The following is a 15,812-nucleotide window of genomic DNA, read 5'->3' on the forward strand; positions in this document are numbered from 1 at the left end:
GCGGCTGCCGGCAGTATTCTGGTTGGTTCGCTGCCTGGGTCCGGGACGTCAGGCTGGCCGCGCGATCTGCAGCGCCAGTTGCAGCAGGCCGTCCCATGGCTCGGCTGGCAGGCTGCCCGCCGCGCCTCCGGCGCCTGGCAGGTCGGCCAGGCCCTTGACCTGGCGGTCCAGCCGTGCGGCCATGGCCAGCGCGGCTTCCAGCTGCGGCATCGACAACCGTTGCGCGGCCTGTGGCACCAGGCGCTCACGCGGGCCCCAGACGCGCAGTTCGCGCATCAGCACGCCCGCCGGCTTGCCAGCCGCCAGCCCTTGCCGGACCTTGGATAATACGCGAATTTCCTCGGTCAGCGCCCACAGCACCAGCACCGTGGCCTCGCCCTCGCCGCGCAGCCCTTCGAGCATGCGCGTCAGGCGCGGCACATCGCCGCCCAGCATCGCCTCGGACAGCTTGAACACATCGTAGCGGGCCACGTTCAGCACCGCGTCGTGCACCTGGTCGAACGTCAGCACGCCCGCCGGGTACAGCAGCCCCAGTTTCTGGATTTCCTGGTGCGCGGCCAGCAGATTGCCTTCCACCTTGTCGGCGATGAACTGCAGCGAGCGCCGGCCGGGCTCGCCCGGTTCCACACGCTGCTGCTGCAGGGCCAGCCGCTCGCCCACCCAGGCGGGCAGGCGCGTGCGGTCCACGGCATCCACCTTGATCGATACGCCCGCCGACTCCAGCGCCTGGAACCAGGCCGATTTCGACGTGGCAAAGTCGAGCCTCGGCAACGTGACCAGCATCACCACGTCCGGCGAGGGCTGGGCTGCCACGGCGCGCAAGGCCTCGCCGCCGTCCTTGCCGGGCTTGCCCGATGGCACGCGCAGTTCCACGATCTTGCGGTCGCCAAACAGCGACATCGACTGCTGGGCCTCGGTGACCTGGCCCCACTGGAAGCCGCGCTCGGCCACCAGCACTTCGCGCTCGGTAAAGCCCGAGTCCCGCGCGGCGCGGCGCAGGCGGTCCACCGCCTCCAGCACCAGCAGGTGCTCGTCGCCATGCACCACGTAGAGCGGCGCCAGGCCCCTGGCCTGGGCCTGCTTCAGGTGTGCATCGAGTCCGTCGAGCTTGAGCTGCATCGTGTTGCCCTGTGCCTGCGAAGCGATCCGCGCGCGGCCGCGATCAGATCGTCTTGACCGCTGCCAGGCGGCGCATCAGCTGCTGCACGATGTCCTTCTGCATATCGCGGTAGAGCTGCTGCTCTTCGTAGTCCTTGGCCAGCGTATTGGCTTCGTTGTACGTCAGGTCGCGCGTCAGGATCAGCGTCGACGCCGGAATCAGCTCCTTGCCCGCAGCATCGCGCAGCCGGAAGCTGAAACGCTGGGTCAGCCGGTATTCGCGCACCACGCCCTGGGCCGTGATCGACAGGATCGACTTGCCGCGCGTATCGGCCAGCACGTCCAGCAATGCGTCCGCTTCCTCGCGCTCCTCCACGACCTTCGTGTCGGAACCGTTGCGGATATTGCGGCGCAGGTCGGCGCCCATCAGCGAATTGGGCGGCAAGCCGATGTAGAGCCGCTTGAATGCGAAATCGGCGTTCCCGCGCATGTGAAAGCCGCAGCCGGCCAGCAAGCCGGCCGCCGCCATTGCAGCCCCGATGGCGAGAAATCCGCGGCGTCCCATGTCCGGTCGATCCATTGCTTGTGTCTTCCTGGCTGTGTGGCTCAGAGCACCACGTTGACGAGCCGGCCCGGCACCACCACGATCTTCTTGGGCGCGGCGCCGTTGGCAAACTTCGCCACGGTCTCGCTGCCGGCGGCCACGGCCTCGATGGCGGCGCGGTCGGCATCGGCCGGCACGGTCAGGCTGCCACGGACCTTGCCGTTGATCTGCAGCACCAGTTCGATTTCGGTGCGTACCAGCGCGCTTTCGTCCACCTGCGGCCAGGCCGCGTCGAGGATGTCGCCGGCTTCGGCTGCATAGCCGAGTTCGGTCCAGAGCCCGTGCGCGATATGCGGCACCACCGGATACAGCACGCGCAGCAGGATGCTGAAGCCTTCGCGGCGCGCGGCCGGCGACGCCGCCTTGGCATCTTCCAGCGCGTTCAGCATCTTCATCGTCGCCGACACGACGGTGTTGTACTGGATCCGCTCGTAATCGTAGTTGGCCTGCTTGAGCACGGTGTGCAGCTCGCGGCGCACATCGGCGTCGGCGGCCGTGAACTGGCTGCCCGCGCCATCGCGAATCGCCTGGGCGTTGGCGTAGCCGTAGTTCCACACGCGGCGCAGGAAGCGCGACGCGCCGTCCACGCCCGAACCGCTCCATTCGAGCTGCTGCTCGGGCGGTGCGGCAAACATCACGAACAGGCGGGCCGTATCGGCGCCATGCTGGTCGATCAGCGCCTGCGGGTCGATACCGTTGTTCTTCGACTTCGACATCTTCTCGATGCCGCCGATCACCACCGGCAGGCCGTCGGCCTTGGCCGTGGCGCCCACGGGGCGGCCCCGCTCGTCGGTCTGCACGTCCACGTCGGCCGGGTTGTACCAAATCTTCTTGCCCGACGCGTCTTCACGGTAGAACGTCTCGTTCAGCACCATGCCCTGCGTGAGCAGGTTCGTGAACGGCTCGTCGAACTTGACCAGGCCCATGTCGCGCATGACCTTGGTCCAGAAACGCGCGTACAGCAGGTGCAGGATCGCGTGCTCGATGCCGCCGATGTACTGGTCCATCGGCATCCAGTAGTCGTTGCGGCCGTCCACCATCGTGCTGGCATCGGGGCACGTATAGCGCATGTAGTACCAGCACGAGTCGATGAACGTGTCCATCGTGTCGGTTTCGCGGCGCGCGGGCTTGCCGCACGACGGGCAGGTGCACGCCAGGAAACGCGGATCCTTGTTCAGCGGATTGCCGGTGCCGTCCGGCACCAGGTCTTCCGGCAGCACCACCGGCAGATCCTGCTCGGGCACCGGCACCACGCCGCAGCTGTCGCAGTGGATCAGCGGAATCGGCGTGCCCCAGTAACGCTGGCGCGAGATGCCCCAGTCGCGCAGGCGCCACGTCACCTTCTTCTCGCCCAGGCCCTTGGCGGCCAGGTCGGCGGAAATGGCATCGACGGCCGCCTGGTAGCCCATGCCGTCGTACTTGCCGCTGTGGATGCAGGTGCCGTGTTCCTTGTCGCCGTACCATTCCTGCCAGGCGTCGGTCGAATATGGCTGGCCCTTGACGTCGATGACCTGCTTGATCGGCAGGTTGTACTTCTTCGCGAACGCGAAGTCGCGCTCGTCATGCGCCGGCACGCCCATCACGGCGCCATCGCCGTACGTCATCAGCACGTAGTTGCCGACCCACACGTCCACCTGCTCGCCGGTCAGCGGGTGCGTGACCTTCAGCCCGGTGGGCATGCCCTTCTTCTCCATGGTCGCCATGTCGGCTTCCATGACCGAACCGTGCTTGCATTCGTCGATGAACGCGGCCAGTTGCGGATTGTTCGCGGCAGCGTGGGTGGCCAGCGGGTGCTCGGCGGCCACGGCGCAGAACGTGACACCCATGATGGTGTCGGCGCGCGTGGTGAACACGAACAGCTTGCCGTCGCCCACCAGCTTGCCGTCGGCGCCCTGGATCTGGTGCGGGAAGGCAAAGCGCACGCCCTCGCTGCGGCCGATCCAGTTCTGCTGCATGATCTTGACGCGCTCCGGCCAGCCCAGGCCGTCCAGGTCGCCCAGCAGTTCCTGCGCGTAGTCGGTGATGCGCAGGTAGTACATCGGGATCTCGCGCTTTTCGACCACCGCGCCCGAACGCCAGCCGCGGCCGTCGATCACCTGCTCGTTGGCCAGCACGGTCTGGTCCACGGGGTCCCAGTTCACGGTGCCGGTCTTGCGGTAGGCGATGCCCTTTTCCAGCATCTTCAGGAACAGCCACTGGTTCCAGCGGTAGTAGTCGGGGCTGCAGGTGGCCACTTCACGCGACCAGTCGATCGCCAGGCCCATCGACTGCATCTGCTTCTTCATGTAAGCGATGTTGTCGTAGGTCCAGGCGGCCGGCGCCACCTTGTTGTTCAGCGCGGCGTTTTCCGCCGGCATGCCGAACGCATCCCAGCCCATCGGCATCAGCACGTTGCGGCCGTTCATGCGCAGGTAGCGCGCCATCACGTCGTTGATGGTGTAGTTGCGCACGTGCCCCATGTGCAGCTTGCCCGACGGATACGGCAGCATCGAGCAGGCGTAGAACTTCTGCTTTTCCTTGCCGTCGGGCCCGACCGCGTGCTCCGATACCTTGTAGGCATCGATCGCTTGCCAGTGCTGCTGGGCGGCTTGTTCAACGGCGGACGGAAGATATTTGTCTTGCATGGTCGGGACGACGGTCTGGGCAACGGTCACGCGCGGCGACTGGCGCGCCGGCGGCCGGGGGGATCGGAAAAACGAAAGAGACGATTATAACCGTGGCCGACAGCGATTCCGGCCCTGCCACGGCGGCGCCCAAAGGCGCGAACGGCCCGCCATGGCGAGCCGCGAGACAGCCGGTTACTTCAGGCCCAGCACATCCTGCATGTCGAACATGCCGCTGGGCTTGTCGGCCAGGAAACGGGCGGCGCGCACCGCGCCATCGGCGTACGACTGGCGGCTGGACGACTTGTGGCTGATCTCGATGCGCTCGCCAATACCGGCAAACATCACCGTATGGTCGCCAACGATATCGCCGCCACGGATCGTGGCAAAACCGATCGAGTTCGGATCGCGCGGGCCCGTATGGCCTTCGCGGGCATACACGGCGCAGTCGTCGAGGTTACGCCCAAGCGCATTGGCGATCACTTCGCCCATCGTCAGCGCGGTCCCCGACGGGGCATCGACCTTGTGACGATGATGCGCCTCGATCACTTCGATGTCGTAACCCGTCGAAAGCAGCCTGGCGGCCACGTCGAGCAGCTTGAACGTGGCGTTGACGCCCACGCTGAAGTTCGACGCGAACACCACGCCAATCGACTTGGCTGCGTCGGCCAGGGCCTGCTTGCCGGCGGCGTCGAAGCCGGTCGTGCCGACCACGATCTTCTTGCCCAGGCGCTTTGCGGCGTCCAGGTGGACCAGCGTGCCCTCGGGGCGGGTGAAGTCGATCAGGCAATCAGCGGCGCCAAGCACGGCATCGATATCGGCCGTGATCTTGACGCCCGTCACCTGACCCAGGAACAACCCGGCGTCCTGGCCCAGCGCGGGCGACGACGCATGCTCCAGCGCACCCGCCAGCGTGACGCCATCGGTATTCAGAACGGTTTCGATCAGCATGCGGCCCATGCGGCCGGAGGCACCTGCGATGGCGATTTTCATGGCGTGGCGTTGCGGTGGCGGAAAGACTGGGAAGACTGCGACCCGGCCTGACAGGCGGGGCGCACGGATGCGATGGGTGGCAGCCGGCCGGAGCCGGCTTGCGATCAGCTGGCCGGTTTGTCCGGGGTGGCGCTCGTGGCCGGCCCCTGGGCGGCCGGTTCGGAGGCGGGAGGCGTCGATTCAACGGCCGGCGCCGGCGCGGCTTCCGGAGCCGAGGCGCCAGCAGCGGCCGGCGCGGAGGCCGGCTGCGAAGCACTGGCGCTGGACGTCGCAATGCCGATCTTCTGGTTGCGCTGCGCCGCCTTCATGCCGTCGATTTCGGCAATCAGTTCATATTCCGACGGCAAATCGCCACCCTGCCACTTCACCAGCTTGTCGTCCTCGAAGAACACCGTGAACTGGCGCGACTGCACCACCGGCGTGCTGCCCCGGCGGAACGAGAAATAGTAGTCCCAGCGATTACCGTGGAACACGTCCTGCAGCAGCGGCGTACCCAGCAGGAAGCGCACCTGGTCGCGCGTCATGCCTTCGCGCAGTTGCGAAGCCGCCTCGCGGGACACGAAGTTGCCCTGAACGATGTTGATGCGATATGGCGTGATGGCCTCTGCCACCTTGCGCGACGTGCTGTCGTAGGCCGAGCAGGCGCCGGCCAGCAGCGCGGCGGCCAGCAGGGAAGACACCAGCGCGGGGCGCATGGCGGACGAACGGAATGAACGCATGTATCTCGCTTCCAGACGGGAATGGTTCTGTGCCGGTCCCGACGCTCCGCAGACAATCGGAGGCGGCCGGCACGGCCAGGCGCATCGCGGGTACGCCACCTTGCGGGTGGCGGCCGGGCGCCATGGCACCGGGGCGACTTTTGTCGCCAAAACCCTTATGATTCAACTATCCAGACATTGTACTCTAGGGAGTCACGCCCATGCCGAGTCCGGCGGACCTCAAAAATATCGGCCTCAAGGCGACTGTCCCCCGCCTGAAGATTCTTGAAATCTTCCAGACCAGCGAGCAGCGCCATTTGAGCGCGGAAGACGTTTACCGGATCCTGCTCAACGAGCACATGGATATCGGCCTCGCCACGGTCTATCGCGTCCTGACGCAGTTCGAACAGGCGGGCCTGCTGTCCCGCAACAACTTCGAATCGGGCAAGGCAATTTTCGAACTCAACGAAGGCAAGCACCACGATCACCTGGTGTGCCTGGACTGCGGTCGCGTCGAGGAGTTCTTCGACGGCGATATCGAGCAGCGCCAGCAGAGTATTGCGCGCGAGCGCGGTTTTGCCTTGCAGGAACATGCGTTGTCGCTGTACGGCAACTGCACCAAGAACGACTGTCCCCACAGACCCAAACGATAAGCCACGGGGGGCTCGATCCAGTCCCCACCATGCAGGCAATAAAAAACCGGCACGAGAGCGCCGGTTTTTTATTGGGCTTGCCGAATCGGCCGGCCGCTTATTCCTGCGGCAGGTTGTCCTGTTCGGCCTCGGTCACCACGCGCAGGGTGCGTGCCGCGGCGACTTGAGGCAGGCCCACGAATTCTCCAACGACCTGACGAAACAAGTGTCGGGCCCAGACCAGCATCGGATGCGTATTCCGGCTGCGGTGCCAGAACATGTTCAGGCCCAGCGTCGTGTTCAATTCCGCCGGCAGCGGGAACGCCTTGAGGCCATAGGTCTCGCAGGCCATGTCCTTGGTCAGCGCGTTGACCGTGAAGATCATGTCGGTCTGCGCCGCCAGTTCGGCCTGGGCACGCCACGAATGCACTGTCAGCGTGGCATTGCGCTTCAGACCGCGCTGCTGCAGCGCGTAGTCCAGCGGAATCAGCGCCGGCGCCGGCCGGCCTGTGCCGCCCGAATGCGCCATGAAGATATGGCTGCATTCCAGGTATTGCTCCAGCGTGCAATCGGTCTTGAGCAGTGGATGATTCTTGCGCGCGCACACCCACAGGTTCAGCGACGTCACCATTTCCTCGACGATTTCCGGATGGCGCGTGGGGAATGGAGAAAATGCGAGGTCCAGCTCATTGGCGCGCATGGACGCCACGTCACTTTCCCATGAGTGCGATTCCACCAGCCGGATATGCAGGTCCGGCGCCAGCTGCTTGATCCGCAGCACGAATCGATTGAAGACGGTATCGCCCAACTCGGCCGCAAAGCCGATGCTCAGCGTGCCGGTGGCCACCGCGGGATCGAAATTGTCTGCATCGCCCTCGTTGATGGACGACCACAGGTCGAGCATGTCCCGGATTTTCGGACCCAGCTCCAGCGCACGGGGCGTTGGCGTCAGCCCATGCGGCACGCGGATAAAGAGAGGGTCGTCGAAGATTTCGCGCAAGCGCCCAAGCGAATGCGATACGGCAGGCGCCGTCATATGCATTTTCTCCGCCACATAAGTGGCGTTCCGCTTGCTCAGCAGCTCGGTAAAAATCACCAGCAGCTTGGTATCCACGTTCACCATGATCAGGCCCGGTTGTTATGTCTCGCGCTTCTGGATGGCCCCACCACTTTCACTGGCTGCACATCAGATTTCAACAGATTCTTCCGAGTGTAAGAGAAAAAAACGGCAGGGAAAAGCAAATTCGGCATTTCTCGCACTACGCGATTCGGTAATCGGGGGATTTTTGACAACATTGGGACAGATAATGTCAAAAACCATGATCCCGGCGCGCGCGAGGCCCGCTATATTGACCTGAATGGGCTCGATCCTGCCTTGCGCCCGCTCACATTACCTCGGAAATTTCGGACGCGCATCATGATTTCTCCTCGTCTCGGCGTTGATCTTGCCAAAGCCTATCGGCTGCTCAATCACGGTCCCACGGTACTGGTCAGCGCGGCCCACCGCGGCCAGCGCAACATCATGGCCGCCGCCTGGGCGATGCCGCTCGATTTTGCGCCGCCCAAGGTGGCCGTCGTGCTGGACAAGGCCACCTGGACGCGCCGCCTGCTGGAAGCCAGCGGCGAGTTTGCGTTGCAGGTGCCCACGGTCAGCCAGGTCGATATTACCCAGGCGCTGGGCTCCAGCTCCGGACTGACCATGCTGGAACAGCAAGGCATCGATAAGTTCGCCGCCTACGGGCTGCAGACGTTTGCCGGCAGCGTGATCGGTGCGCCCTTGCTGGAAGGCTGCGCGGCCTGGCTCGAATGTCGGCTGCTGCCAGAGCCCGCCATCCAGGCCGGCTACGACCTGTTCCTGGGCGAGGTGGTGGCCGCCCACGCCGACAGCCGCGTCTTCAGCGAAGGCCGCTGGCACTTTACCGGCCATGACGGCCTGCGCACCCTCCACCATGTGGCGGGCGGCCATTTCCTGGTGGACGGCGACGCCGTGGATGCAAAACCGCTGACACCCTGATCCCGCTGCGGCCGAGAATAAAAAAACGCGCCCGAAGGCGCGTTCTTCATGAGGCGAGCACCAATTACTTGGCGACGACGCGTGCCATTTCCAGGCACTTGTTCGAATAACCCCATTCGTTGTCGTACCAGCTCACGACCTTGATGAACGTGCCGTCCAGCGCGATGCCGGCTTCGGCGTCGAAAATCGAGGTACGGGCGTCGCCGCGGAAGTCCGTGGCCACAACCTTGTCTTCCGTGTAACCCAGCACGCCCTTCAGCGCGCCCTGGCTCTGGGCCTTCATCTCGGCGCAGATTTCTTCGTACTTGGCCGGATTTTCCAGTTCGACGGTCAGATCGACCACCGACACGTCCGACGTCGGCACGCGGAACGACATGCCCGTCAGCTTCTTGTTCAGCTGCGGAATCACCACGCCCACGGCCTTGGCGGCGCCGGTCGACGACGGGATGATGTTTTCCAGGATGCCGCGGCCACCGCGCCAGTCCTTGTTCGACGGGCCGTCAACGGTCTTCTGCGTCGCCGTGGCAGCGTGCACGGTCGTCATCAGGCCGCGCTTGATGCCCCACTTGTCGTTCAGCACCTTGGCCACCGGGGCCAGGCAGTTCGTGGTGCAGCTGGCGTTCGAGATGATCGCTTCGCCCTTGTACGTTTCGTGGTTCACGCCGTACACGAACATCGGGGTGTCGTCCTTCGACGGGGCCGACATGATCACCTTCTTGGCGCCGGCGTCGATGTGCTTCTGCGCGCCTTCCTTGGTCAGGAAGATGCCGGTCGACTCGATGACCACGTCCGCGCCAACCTCGCCCCACTTCAGTTCCGACGGGTCCTTGACGGCGGTCAGGCGGATCTTCTTGCCGTTGACGACCAGCGTGTTGCCTTCCACCGACACTTCGCCGTCGAAGCGGCCATGGACCGAATCGTACTTCAGCATGTAGGCCAGGTAGTCCGGCTCCAGCAGGTCGTTGATGGCAACGACTTCAATGTCCTTGAAGTTCGCGGCGGCGGCGCGGAATACCATGCGTCCGATACGGCCAAAGCCGTTGATGCCGATCTTGATGGTCATGTCTATCTCCTAGAGTGCAATCGATAAAGCCGGTGGCCGGCGCCGGTCGCCGGCGCATCGCACCGGCTGACCGCGCGGGCGGAAATTACTGGGCGAGCGTGGCGCGAACGGTGTCGGCCACATTGTCCACCGTAAAGCCGAAGTGCTTGAACAGCACGCCAGCCGGAGCCGATTCGCCGAACGTGTCGATGCCGACGACCGCCTGGACCTGGTATTTCCACCAGAAATCGGTCACGCCGGCTTCCACGGCGACGCGCGGCACGCCGGCTGGCAGCACGCTGGCCTTGTAGGCGGCGTCCTGCTTGTCGAACACCGTCGTGGCGGGTACCGACACCACGCGCACATGCACGCCCTCGGCGGCCAGCGCATCGGCGGCGCCCACGGCCAGGCCCACTTCCGAGCCCGTGGCCAGGATCACGGCGTCCGGACGCCCGGTGCGCGGGTTCTTCGCATCGCGCAGCACGTAGCCGCCGCGCGCGATATTGGCACGCGTGACATCGTCGCGCTTCTGGAACGGCAGGTTCTGGCGGCTGAAGATCAGGCAGCTCGGGCCGTTCGTGCGGCGGATCGACTCGGCCCAGGCCACGGCCGTTTCGGTCGTGTCGGCGGTACGCCAGACGTCCATGTTCGGGATCAGGCGCAGGCTGGCCACATGCTCGATCGACTGGTGCGTCGGGCCGTCTTCGCCCAGGCCGATCGAATCGTGCGTGAACACGAACAGCGTGCGGATCTTCATCAGCGCGGCCATGCGCAGCGCATTGCGGCTGTAGTCCGAGAACGTCAGGAACGTGGCGCCGTAGGGCACGTAGCCGCCATGCAGCGTGATGCCGTTCATGATGGCGCTCATGCCGAATTCGCGCACACCGTAGTTGATGTGGTTGCCCCATGCATCCACGCGCACCGCCTGGGTGCCCGACCAGTTGGTCAGGTTCGAGCCGGTCAGGTCGGCCGAGCCGCCCAGGAATTCCGGCAGCACGGGTGCGAACGCCTCGATGGTGTTCTGGCTGGCCTTGCGCGTGGCGATCGTCTCGGCCTTTTCCTCGCACTTGGCGATGAAGGCATCGACCGCGGCATCGAACGCGCCCGGCAGTTCGCCGCGCATGCGGCGCTTGAATTCGCCGGCTTCATACGGATGCACTTCGGCGTAGGCGTCGAACAGCGCGTCCCAGGCCTTTTCCAGCGCGCTGCCGGTGGCCTTGGCGTTCCAGGCGTTGTACACGTCTTCCGGCAGTTCGAACGGGGCGTGGGCCCAGCCCAGCGCCTCGCGCGTGGCCAGCACTTCGGCGCCGCCCAGCGGGGCGCCGTGCACGTCGTGGCCGCCTTCCTTGTTCGGCGCGCCCTTGCCGATGATCGTGCGGCAGCAGATCAGCGTCGGCTTGTCGCTGGCCTTGGCCTGGGCGATGGCGTTGTCCACCGCCACCACGTCGTGGCCGTCCACGCCGCGGATCACGTTCCAGCCGTAGGCCTCGAAACGCTTCGGCGTGTCGTCGGCAAACCAGTGCACCACGTCGCCGTCGATCGAGATGCCGTTGTCATCCCACAGCGCGATCAGCTTGTTCAGCCTCAGCGTGCCGGCCAGCGAGCAGGCTTCGTGGCTGATGCCTTCCATCAGGCAGCCGTCGCCCATGAACACGTAGGTGTGATGGTTGACGATGTCGAAGCCCGGGCGGTTGAATTCCTCGGCCAGCAGGCGCTCGGCCAGTGCCATGCCCACCGCGTTGGTGATGCCCTGGCCCAGCGGGCCGGTGGTCGTTTCCACGCCCGGGGTGATGCCGTATTCCGGGTGGCCGGCGGTCTTGCTGTGCAGCTGGCGGAAGTTGCGCAGCTCTTCCACCGGCAGGTCGTAGCCGGTCAGATGCAGCAAGGCATAAATCAGCATCGATCCGTGGCCGTTAGAGAGCACGAAGCGGTCGCGGTCGGCCCAGTGCGGATTGACCGGGTTATGCTTCAGGTGCCGCCCCCACAGCGCCACGGCGATGTCCGCCATACCCATCGGCGCGCCGGGGTGACCGGAGTTGGCCTGCTGGACGGCATCCATGGCAAGCACGCGGATGGCATCGGCCATCAGCTTGACGGGTTGATTGGCAAAAGGACTGGTTGCGGGATGGGCGAGGGCAGACATGCGAGAACCTGACGGCGGGAAAACCGCAATTTTAGCAGAAGCAGGCGGCATTTCCGGACGCATGGACGCACCGCGACGGGGGTCTCAGACGTGGACCGAATGGCTGGCGCCGGGTGTCGGCACCACGCTGTGCGATATCGCCGTGCTGGCCGCGGCGCGCACGCCCCACCAGCAGGTTGAAATCGGCGAGAACGCGATATTTGGCCGTATTTTCCGGCTCGATGGACGCGTAATGAGCACCGAAGCCGACGCCCATATCCAGCATGAGCTGATGACCGTGCCGATGGCGGCAGTGCATGGTTCGCCACGTAGCGCCCTGGTCGTGGGCGGCGGCGACGGCGGATCGGCCTTCGAACTGCTGCGAATTCCCACCATGCGGGAAGTGGTAGTGGCCGAACTCGATGCCGAAGTCGTCCGCCTGGCGCGCGAATGGCTGCCCGGGATACACCGTGGCGCCCTGGACGAGCCGGGCGATCCGCGCCTGCACCTGGCCATTGGCGACGGGCTGGGCCTGATGGAAGCGTTTGCGCGGGCCGGCCGCCAGTTCGACCTGATCGTCTACGACCTGACCGAAGCCGACGACGGCAGCCCGGCAGCCGCCCTGTTCGCGCCGCACGGCCTGCAGACGGCACGGCGCTGCCTGACCGCCGGCGGCGCGATGTCGCTGCATCTGGGTCCGCCGTGGCACCGGCCGGAGGCCACGCAGCTGCTGCTGGCGCGCCTGCGCCAGGTATTCCGGAACGTGGCACCGCTGACCACGTTCGTGCCGGCGTACGGTGCGCTGTGGGGAATCGCGCTGGCCAGCGATACGCTGGACATCGCGGCCCACCCGCCCGAGCGCATTGCGGCGCGCCTGCAACAGTGGGGGCTCGATGGCGCGCTGCGCGCCTACCACGCCGGGCTGCACCCGGCGCTGTTCAACCATCCACGCCATTTGCAGGCGATCTTCGACAGCGCAGGCCGTCCCGCGTAACATGCACAAACGCCCCGCCGCTGCCTTGCGCGCGGAGCTTTCGTGCCATCCGGGAGACCCGCATGTCCAGACCGCCCAACACGCCCTGGCTGACGCCCTATCTCACGGTCGCCAGCGGACGCGCCGCCCTTGATTTCTACCAAAGGGCATTCGGCTTCAAAGCCGGGCATGTCGTCGATGAGAACGGCGTGCCGACCCACGCCGAAATGCACTACCAGGGCCAGATCGTCATCATGTTCGCGCCCGAGGGCGCCTGGGGCAGCACGGCCCGTACGCCGCGCTCCATGGGCGTGGAAGCGCCGCAGACGTTCTACCTGTATTGCGAGGATGTCGACGCGCTGTACGCACAGGCCACGGGCGCCGGCGCAACCAGCGTCATGCCGCCCGCCGACCAGTTCTGGGGCGACAGATACTGCATGGTCGAAGATCCCGATGGATACCGATGGGGCTTTGCCACGCCGCTGGCCAAGGCTCCGGACGCCAAACCCATCCCTTGATGCCTCCCAGATTCTTTGTCGATGCGGCGCTGGCCGCCGATGCCGTATTGGATTTGCCCGAAGCCGTAGTGCGCCATGTGCAGGTGCTGCGCCTGGCCCCGGGCGACGCCGTCACGCTGTTCAACGGCCAGGGCGGCAGCCATGCCGCCACCCTCGCCGAGATCGGCAAGCGTCACGCCACCGCGCAGATTGGCGCGCATGACGCCTCCGATGCCGAAGCGCCGTTTGCGGTCACGCTGGCGCAAGGCCTGGCCGGCGGCGACAAGATGGACTGGCTGATCGAAAAGGCCGTGGAGCTGGGCGTGGCCGCCATCCAGCCGCTGCAGGCCGCCCGCTCGGTCGTGCGCCTGTCCGGCGACCGCGCGCTCAAGCGCCAGGCACACTGGCAGGCGCTGGTGCAGGCCGCATGCGAACAATGTGGCCGCAATCGCTTGCCGCATCTGGCGCCGGTCGCTACTTTTGAAGCGTGGCTGGCGGCAGCGCCCGCCACCGGCGCCCGGCTGCTGCTGTCGCCGCGTGCCACGGGGTCGCTGCCCGAGCTTGCCCAGGCGCATCGCGACGCCTGGCGTACCGAAGGGGTGACACTGCTGATCGGCCCCGAGGGGGGCCTTTCCCCGGACGAAGAAGACGCCGCGCGGCGTGCCGGTTTTATCGGCGTGTCACTCGGGCCGCGCATCCTGCGCACGGAAACCGCCGGGCTGGCTTGCCTGGCAACGCTGAACGCCATCCTTGGCGGATTTTGAGATAAGGAGTCTGAGATGGGACTACTCGATAGCGTACTCGGGGGCGTGCTCGGCCAGCTTGGCGGCCAGCATCAGGAAGGCCAGTCCGGCGGCATGAATCCGAAGCTGATGATGGCCCTGGGCCTGCTGGCGATGCTGGCCATGCGGCACAAGAGCCAGGGGGCCGACGGCAGCGTGGCGCCGGCCGATGCCGGCGACAATCCGCTGGGTGGCCTCGGCGGGCTGGGCGGCATGCTCGGTGGCATGCTGGGCGGCGGCAGCGCACGGGCCCCGGGCGGGCTCGACCTGGGTTCGCTGCTCGGTGGGCTGCTCGGCGGACAGGGCGAAGCCGGCGCATCGGCCCAGGCGATCGGCGCGGCCAGCGGCGGCATCGGCGCGTTGCGCGACATCCTGGCGCAGGCGGGACTGGGCCAGCAGGTGGACTCCTGGATCGGCACCGGCGCCAATCAGGCCGTCAGCGCCAATGACCTGTCGGCGGCGCTGGGCCACACCGGCGCGCTGCAGTCGCTGGCTGAAACCACCGGCATGTCGTCGGACGATGTGGCCGCCAGTCTCAGCGAAGGCCTGCCCGAACTGATCGACCGCCTGACACCGACCGGCCAGGTGCCTCCCGCGGCCTGATGCGTCGGCCGGCCGGGGACGCTTTCCGAAGCACAAACAAAAAGCCCGCTGACACCAGCGGGCTTTTTCGTGGGCGATTCGCTCGGACCGTCAGGCGAACGAGTAGAACACCCGGAACTGCACCTTGCGCTCGCCCCAGAACTCGGCGGCGTCGCGGAACACGTCCAGCAGCACTTCGCGGGCTTCCTTGTCGAACTTCTGCGCGATCGGCAGGCCTTCGAGGACGATCACGAAACCCGGCTGCGGCCCCGCCTTGTGGATCATGTCGGTCAGGCAGTCGGACAAGGCATCGAAATTCTTGCCGAAATGCTTCGGAAACGTGAACTCGGTAGCGATACGCTCAAGAATCTCGGCCTTGCTCGCGCAGTCGGCACAGTTCGCGTACAGGAAATGCTGATTCAGCGCGGCGGCTGCCTGGGCCAGCTCGGGCACGCGGAACGCGCGGATCGACTGGACGATATTAGGGCGCACCGTCTTGAACAGATTCATGGCTCCCTCGTTGGTGCCGTCGTCAGCCCATGTGGCCATGACGGGGGCACAGGCGGGCGGAAGTCGGGGCGTCAGATCCTGGCGCGGCATCATCAGCACGTTGTCGTAAAGGTTCTGGGCCTGATGGTGAGCCCGTTGCCAGCCATCTCCGGCGCCGCGCTCCTCGCGGGCGGCAAGGGCGTCGCCCAATCCGAAAATGTCAGTCATCATTTGGTTATCCGTTTGAAACTGTTGTAGTGGTCTTCCGTGTAGTAGCAGTCGTTGGCGGCGCGTTGATCACCACCGCAAACTATCCGCTTGGCTCCCCGATTCCGGCTTTTGCTGTTCTTGACGGTGTATTCGCGGTAATACCCGCGAGGCTGCTGCGGCAGGATGCGTTCGTAGTTGCCGAACCGCGAACCATCCTTGTCATACGGAAACGGGCCGCCGGCCTCTATCAGGTCCAGCGTTTGCCGCGCCTCGTTGGGCAACTGCTGTGCCGGGATGGTTCCCACCCCGGACACGTCGGGCGACTGCCTTGCCATCGCGCCTTGCGGCGACAGGACCAGCGCCATCGATAGCGCCGCGCCAGCCAACACGTGGCCCAGGCTTCGCGCCAGACTCAGGGACTGCCAATGTGACTGCCGCTGCGACTGGCTTTGAGAAATCCGGGAACCCACGAT

The 15,812-nt window shown here is 65.8% G+C and carries 16 protein-coding genes; 6 read left to right on the forward strand and 10 right to left on the reverse strand.

Features of this window, described 5'->3' with window-relative positions; all coding sequences use genetic code 11:
* Window positions 1–48 precede the first annotated feature (48 nt).
* The 5 genes from holA to D9X30_RS00910 all read right to left on the reverse strand — a co-directional run bounded on the left by holA (window position 49) and on the right by D9X30_RS00910 (window position 6,017).
* Window positions 49–1,119, reverse strand: coding sequence for a DNA polymerase III subunit delta (gene holA, locus D9X30_RS00890; RefSeq protein ID WP_153947273.1), 1,071 nt, complete (start codon window positions 1,117–1,119; stop codon window positions 49–51).
* A 43-nt stretch (window positions 1,120–1,162) separates the two neighbouring features.
* Window positions 1,163–1,678 carry an LPS-assembly lipoprotein LptE gene (locus D9X30_RS00895; RefSeq protein WP_153947272.1) on the reverse strand — a complete coding sequence of 172 codons (516 nt, stop codon included), beginning with the start codon at window positions 1,676–1,678 and terminating at the stop codon, window positions 1,163–1,165.
* A 26-nt stretch (window positions 1,679–1,704) separates the two neighbouring features.
* Window positions 1,705–4,326, reverse strand: a complete 2,622-nt coding sequence (gene leuS, locus D9X30_RS00900; RefSeq protein WP_153947271.1) for a leucine--tRNA ligase — start codon at window positions 4,324–4,326, stop codon at window positions 1,705–1,707.
* Between the two features lie 174 nt (window positions 4,327–4,500).
* Window positions 4,501–5,298: a 4-hydroxy-tetrahydrodipicolinate reductase gene (gene dapB / locus D9X30_RS00905; RefSeq protein WP_153947270.1), complete on the reverse strand. Its 798-nt coding sequence runs from the start codon at window positions 5,296–5,298 to the stop codon at window positions 4,501–4,503.
* 104 nt (window positions 5,299–5,402) lie between these two features.
* A complete protein-coding gene (locus D9X30_RS00910; protein ID WP_153947269.1) occupies window positions 5,403–6,017 on the reverse strand; it encodes an outer membrane protein assembly factor BamE in 615 nt (204 codons plus the stop codon).
* Window positions 6,018–6,217: 200 nt separating this feature from the next.
* On the opposite strand from D9X30_RS00910, the gene fur reads away from it, so the two are divergent.
* Complete coding sequence (gene fur / locus D9X30_RS00915) at window positions 6,218–6,649, forward strand: ferric iron uptake transcriptional regulator (RefSeq protein ID WP_066732268.1); 432 nt, start codon at window positions 6,218–6,220, stop codon at window positions 6,647–6,649.
* Between the two features lie 97 nt (window positions 6,650–6,746).
* Here fur and D9X30_RS00920 read toward each other — a convergent pair whose 3' ends face one another.
* The gene (locus D9X30_RS00920; protein WP_153947268.1) at window positions 6,747–7,751 is read right to left on the reverse strand and encodes a LysR family transcriptional regulator; all 1,005 of its coding nucleotides are present in this window, start codon (window positions 7,749–7,751) and stop codon (window positions 6,747–6,749) included.
* A 294-nt stretch (window positions 7,752–8,045) separates the two neighbouring features.
* Here D9X30_RS00920 and D9X30_RS00925 point away from each other — a divergent pair, with 294 nt between their 5' ends.
* A complete protein-coding gene (locus D9X30_RS00925) occupies window positions 8,046–8,642 on the forward strand; it encodes a flavin reductase family protein (protein ID WP_153947267.1) in 597 nt (198 codons plus the stop codon).
* Between the two features lie 64 nt (window positions 8,643–8,706).
* Here D9X30_RS00925 and gap read toward each other — a convergent pair whose 3' ends face one another.
* Complete coding sequence (gap, locus tag D9X30_RS00930; protein WP_153947266.1) at window positions 8,707–9,705, reverse strand: type I glyceraldehyde-3-phosphate dehydrogenase; 999 nt, start codon at window positions 9,703–9,705, stop codon at window positions 8,707–8,709.
* Window positions 9,706–9,790: 85 nt separating this feature from the next.
* Window positions 9,791–11,878 (reverse strand): transketolase, encoded by a 2,088-nt coding sequence (gene tkt / locus D9X30_RS00935; RefSeq protein ID WP_502799591.1) that lies wholly within the window; start codon window positions 11,876–11,878, stop codon window positions 9,791–9,793.
* A gap of 10 nt (window positions 11,879–11,888) precedes the next feature.
* Between tkt and D9X30_RS00940 the strand changes: the two genes are divergently transcribed.
* The 4 genes from D9X30_RS00940 (at window position 11,889) to D9X30_RS00955 (ending at window position 14,661) form a co-directional block, all read left to right on the forward strand.
* Window positions 11,889–12,800 (forward strand): spermine/spermidine synthase domain-containing protein, encoded by a 912-nt coding sequence (locus D9X30_RS00940; RefSeq protein WP_228770863.1) that lies wholly within the window; start codon window positions 11,889–11,891, stop codon window positions 12,798–12,800.
* Between the two features lie 62 nt (window positions 12,801–12,862).
* The gene (locus D9X30_RS00945) at window positions 12,863–13,297 is read left to right on the forward strand and encodes a VOC family protein (protein ID WP_153947263.1); all 435 of its coding nucleotides are present in this window, start codon (window positions 12,863–12,865) and stop codon (window positions 13,295–13,297) included.
* Window positions 13,297–14,040 carry a 16S rRNA (uracil(1498)-N(3))-methyltransferase gene (locus D9X30_RS00950; RefSeq protein WP_153947262.1) on the forward strand — a complete coding sequence of 248 codons (744 nt, stop codon included), beginning with the start codon at window positions 13,297–13,299 and terminating at the stop codon, window positions 14,038–14,040. The genes D9X30_RS00945 and D9X30_RS00950 overlap by 1 nt, the downstream gene beginning before the upstream one ends.
* Window positions 14,041–14,055: 15 nt before the next feature.
* Window positions 14,056–14,661 carry a YidB family protein gene (locus D9X30_RS00955; RefSeq protein WP_153947261.1) on the forward strand — a complete coding sequence of 202 codons (606 nt, stop codon included), beginning with the start codon at window positions 14,056–14,058 and terminating at the stop codon, window positions 14,659–14,661.
* A 90-nt stretch (window positions 14,662–14,751) separates the two neighbouring features.
* Here the strand turns inward: D9X30_RS00955 and D9X30_RS00960 are convergent, their stop codons facing one another.
* Window positions 14,752–15,360, reverse strand: a complete 609-nt coding sequence (locus tag D9X30_RS00960; protein ID WP_153947260.1) for a barstar family protein — start codon at window positions 15,358–15,360, stop codon at window positions 14,752–14,754.
* Window positions 15,357–15,704, reverse strand: coding sequence for a guanyl-specific ribonuclease (locus D9X30_RS00965; protein ID WP_153947259.1), 348 nt, complete (start codon window positions 15,702–15,704; stop codon window positions 15,357–15,359). The genes D9X30_RS00960 and D9X30_RS00965 overlap by 4 nt, the downstream gene beginning before the upstream one ends.
* Window positions 15,705–15,812 lie beyond the last annotated feature (108 nt).

Source organism: Cupriavidus sp. U2, assembly GCF_009663685.2.
Taxonomy (GTDB): Bacteria; Pseudomonadota; Gammaproteobacteria; order Burkholderiales; family Burkholderiaceae; genus Cupriavidus; species Cupriavidus necator_C.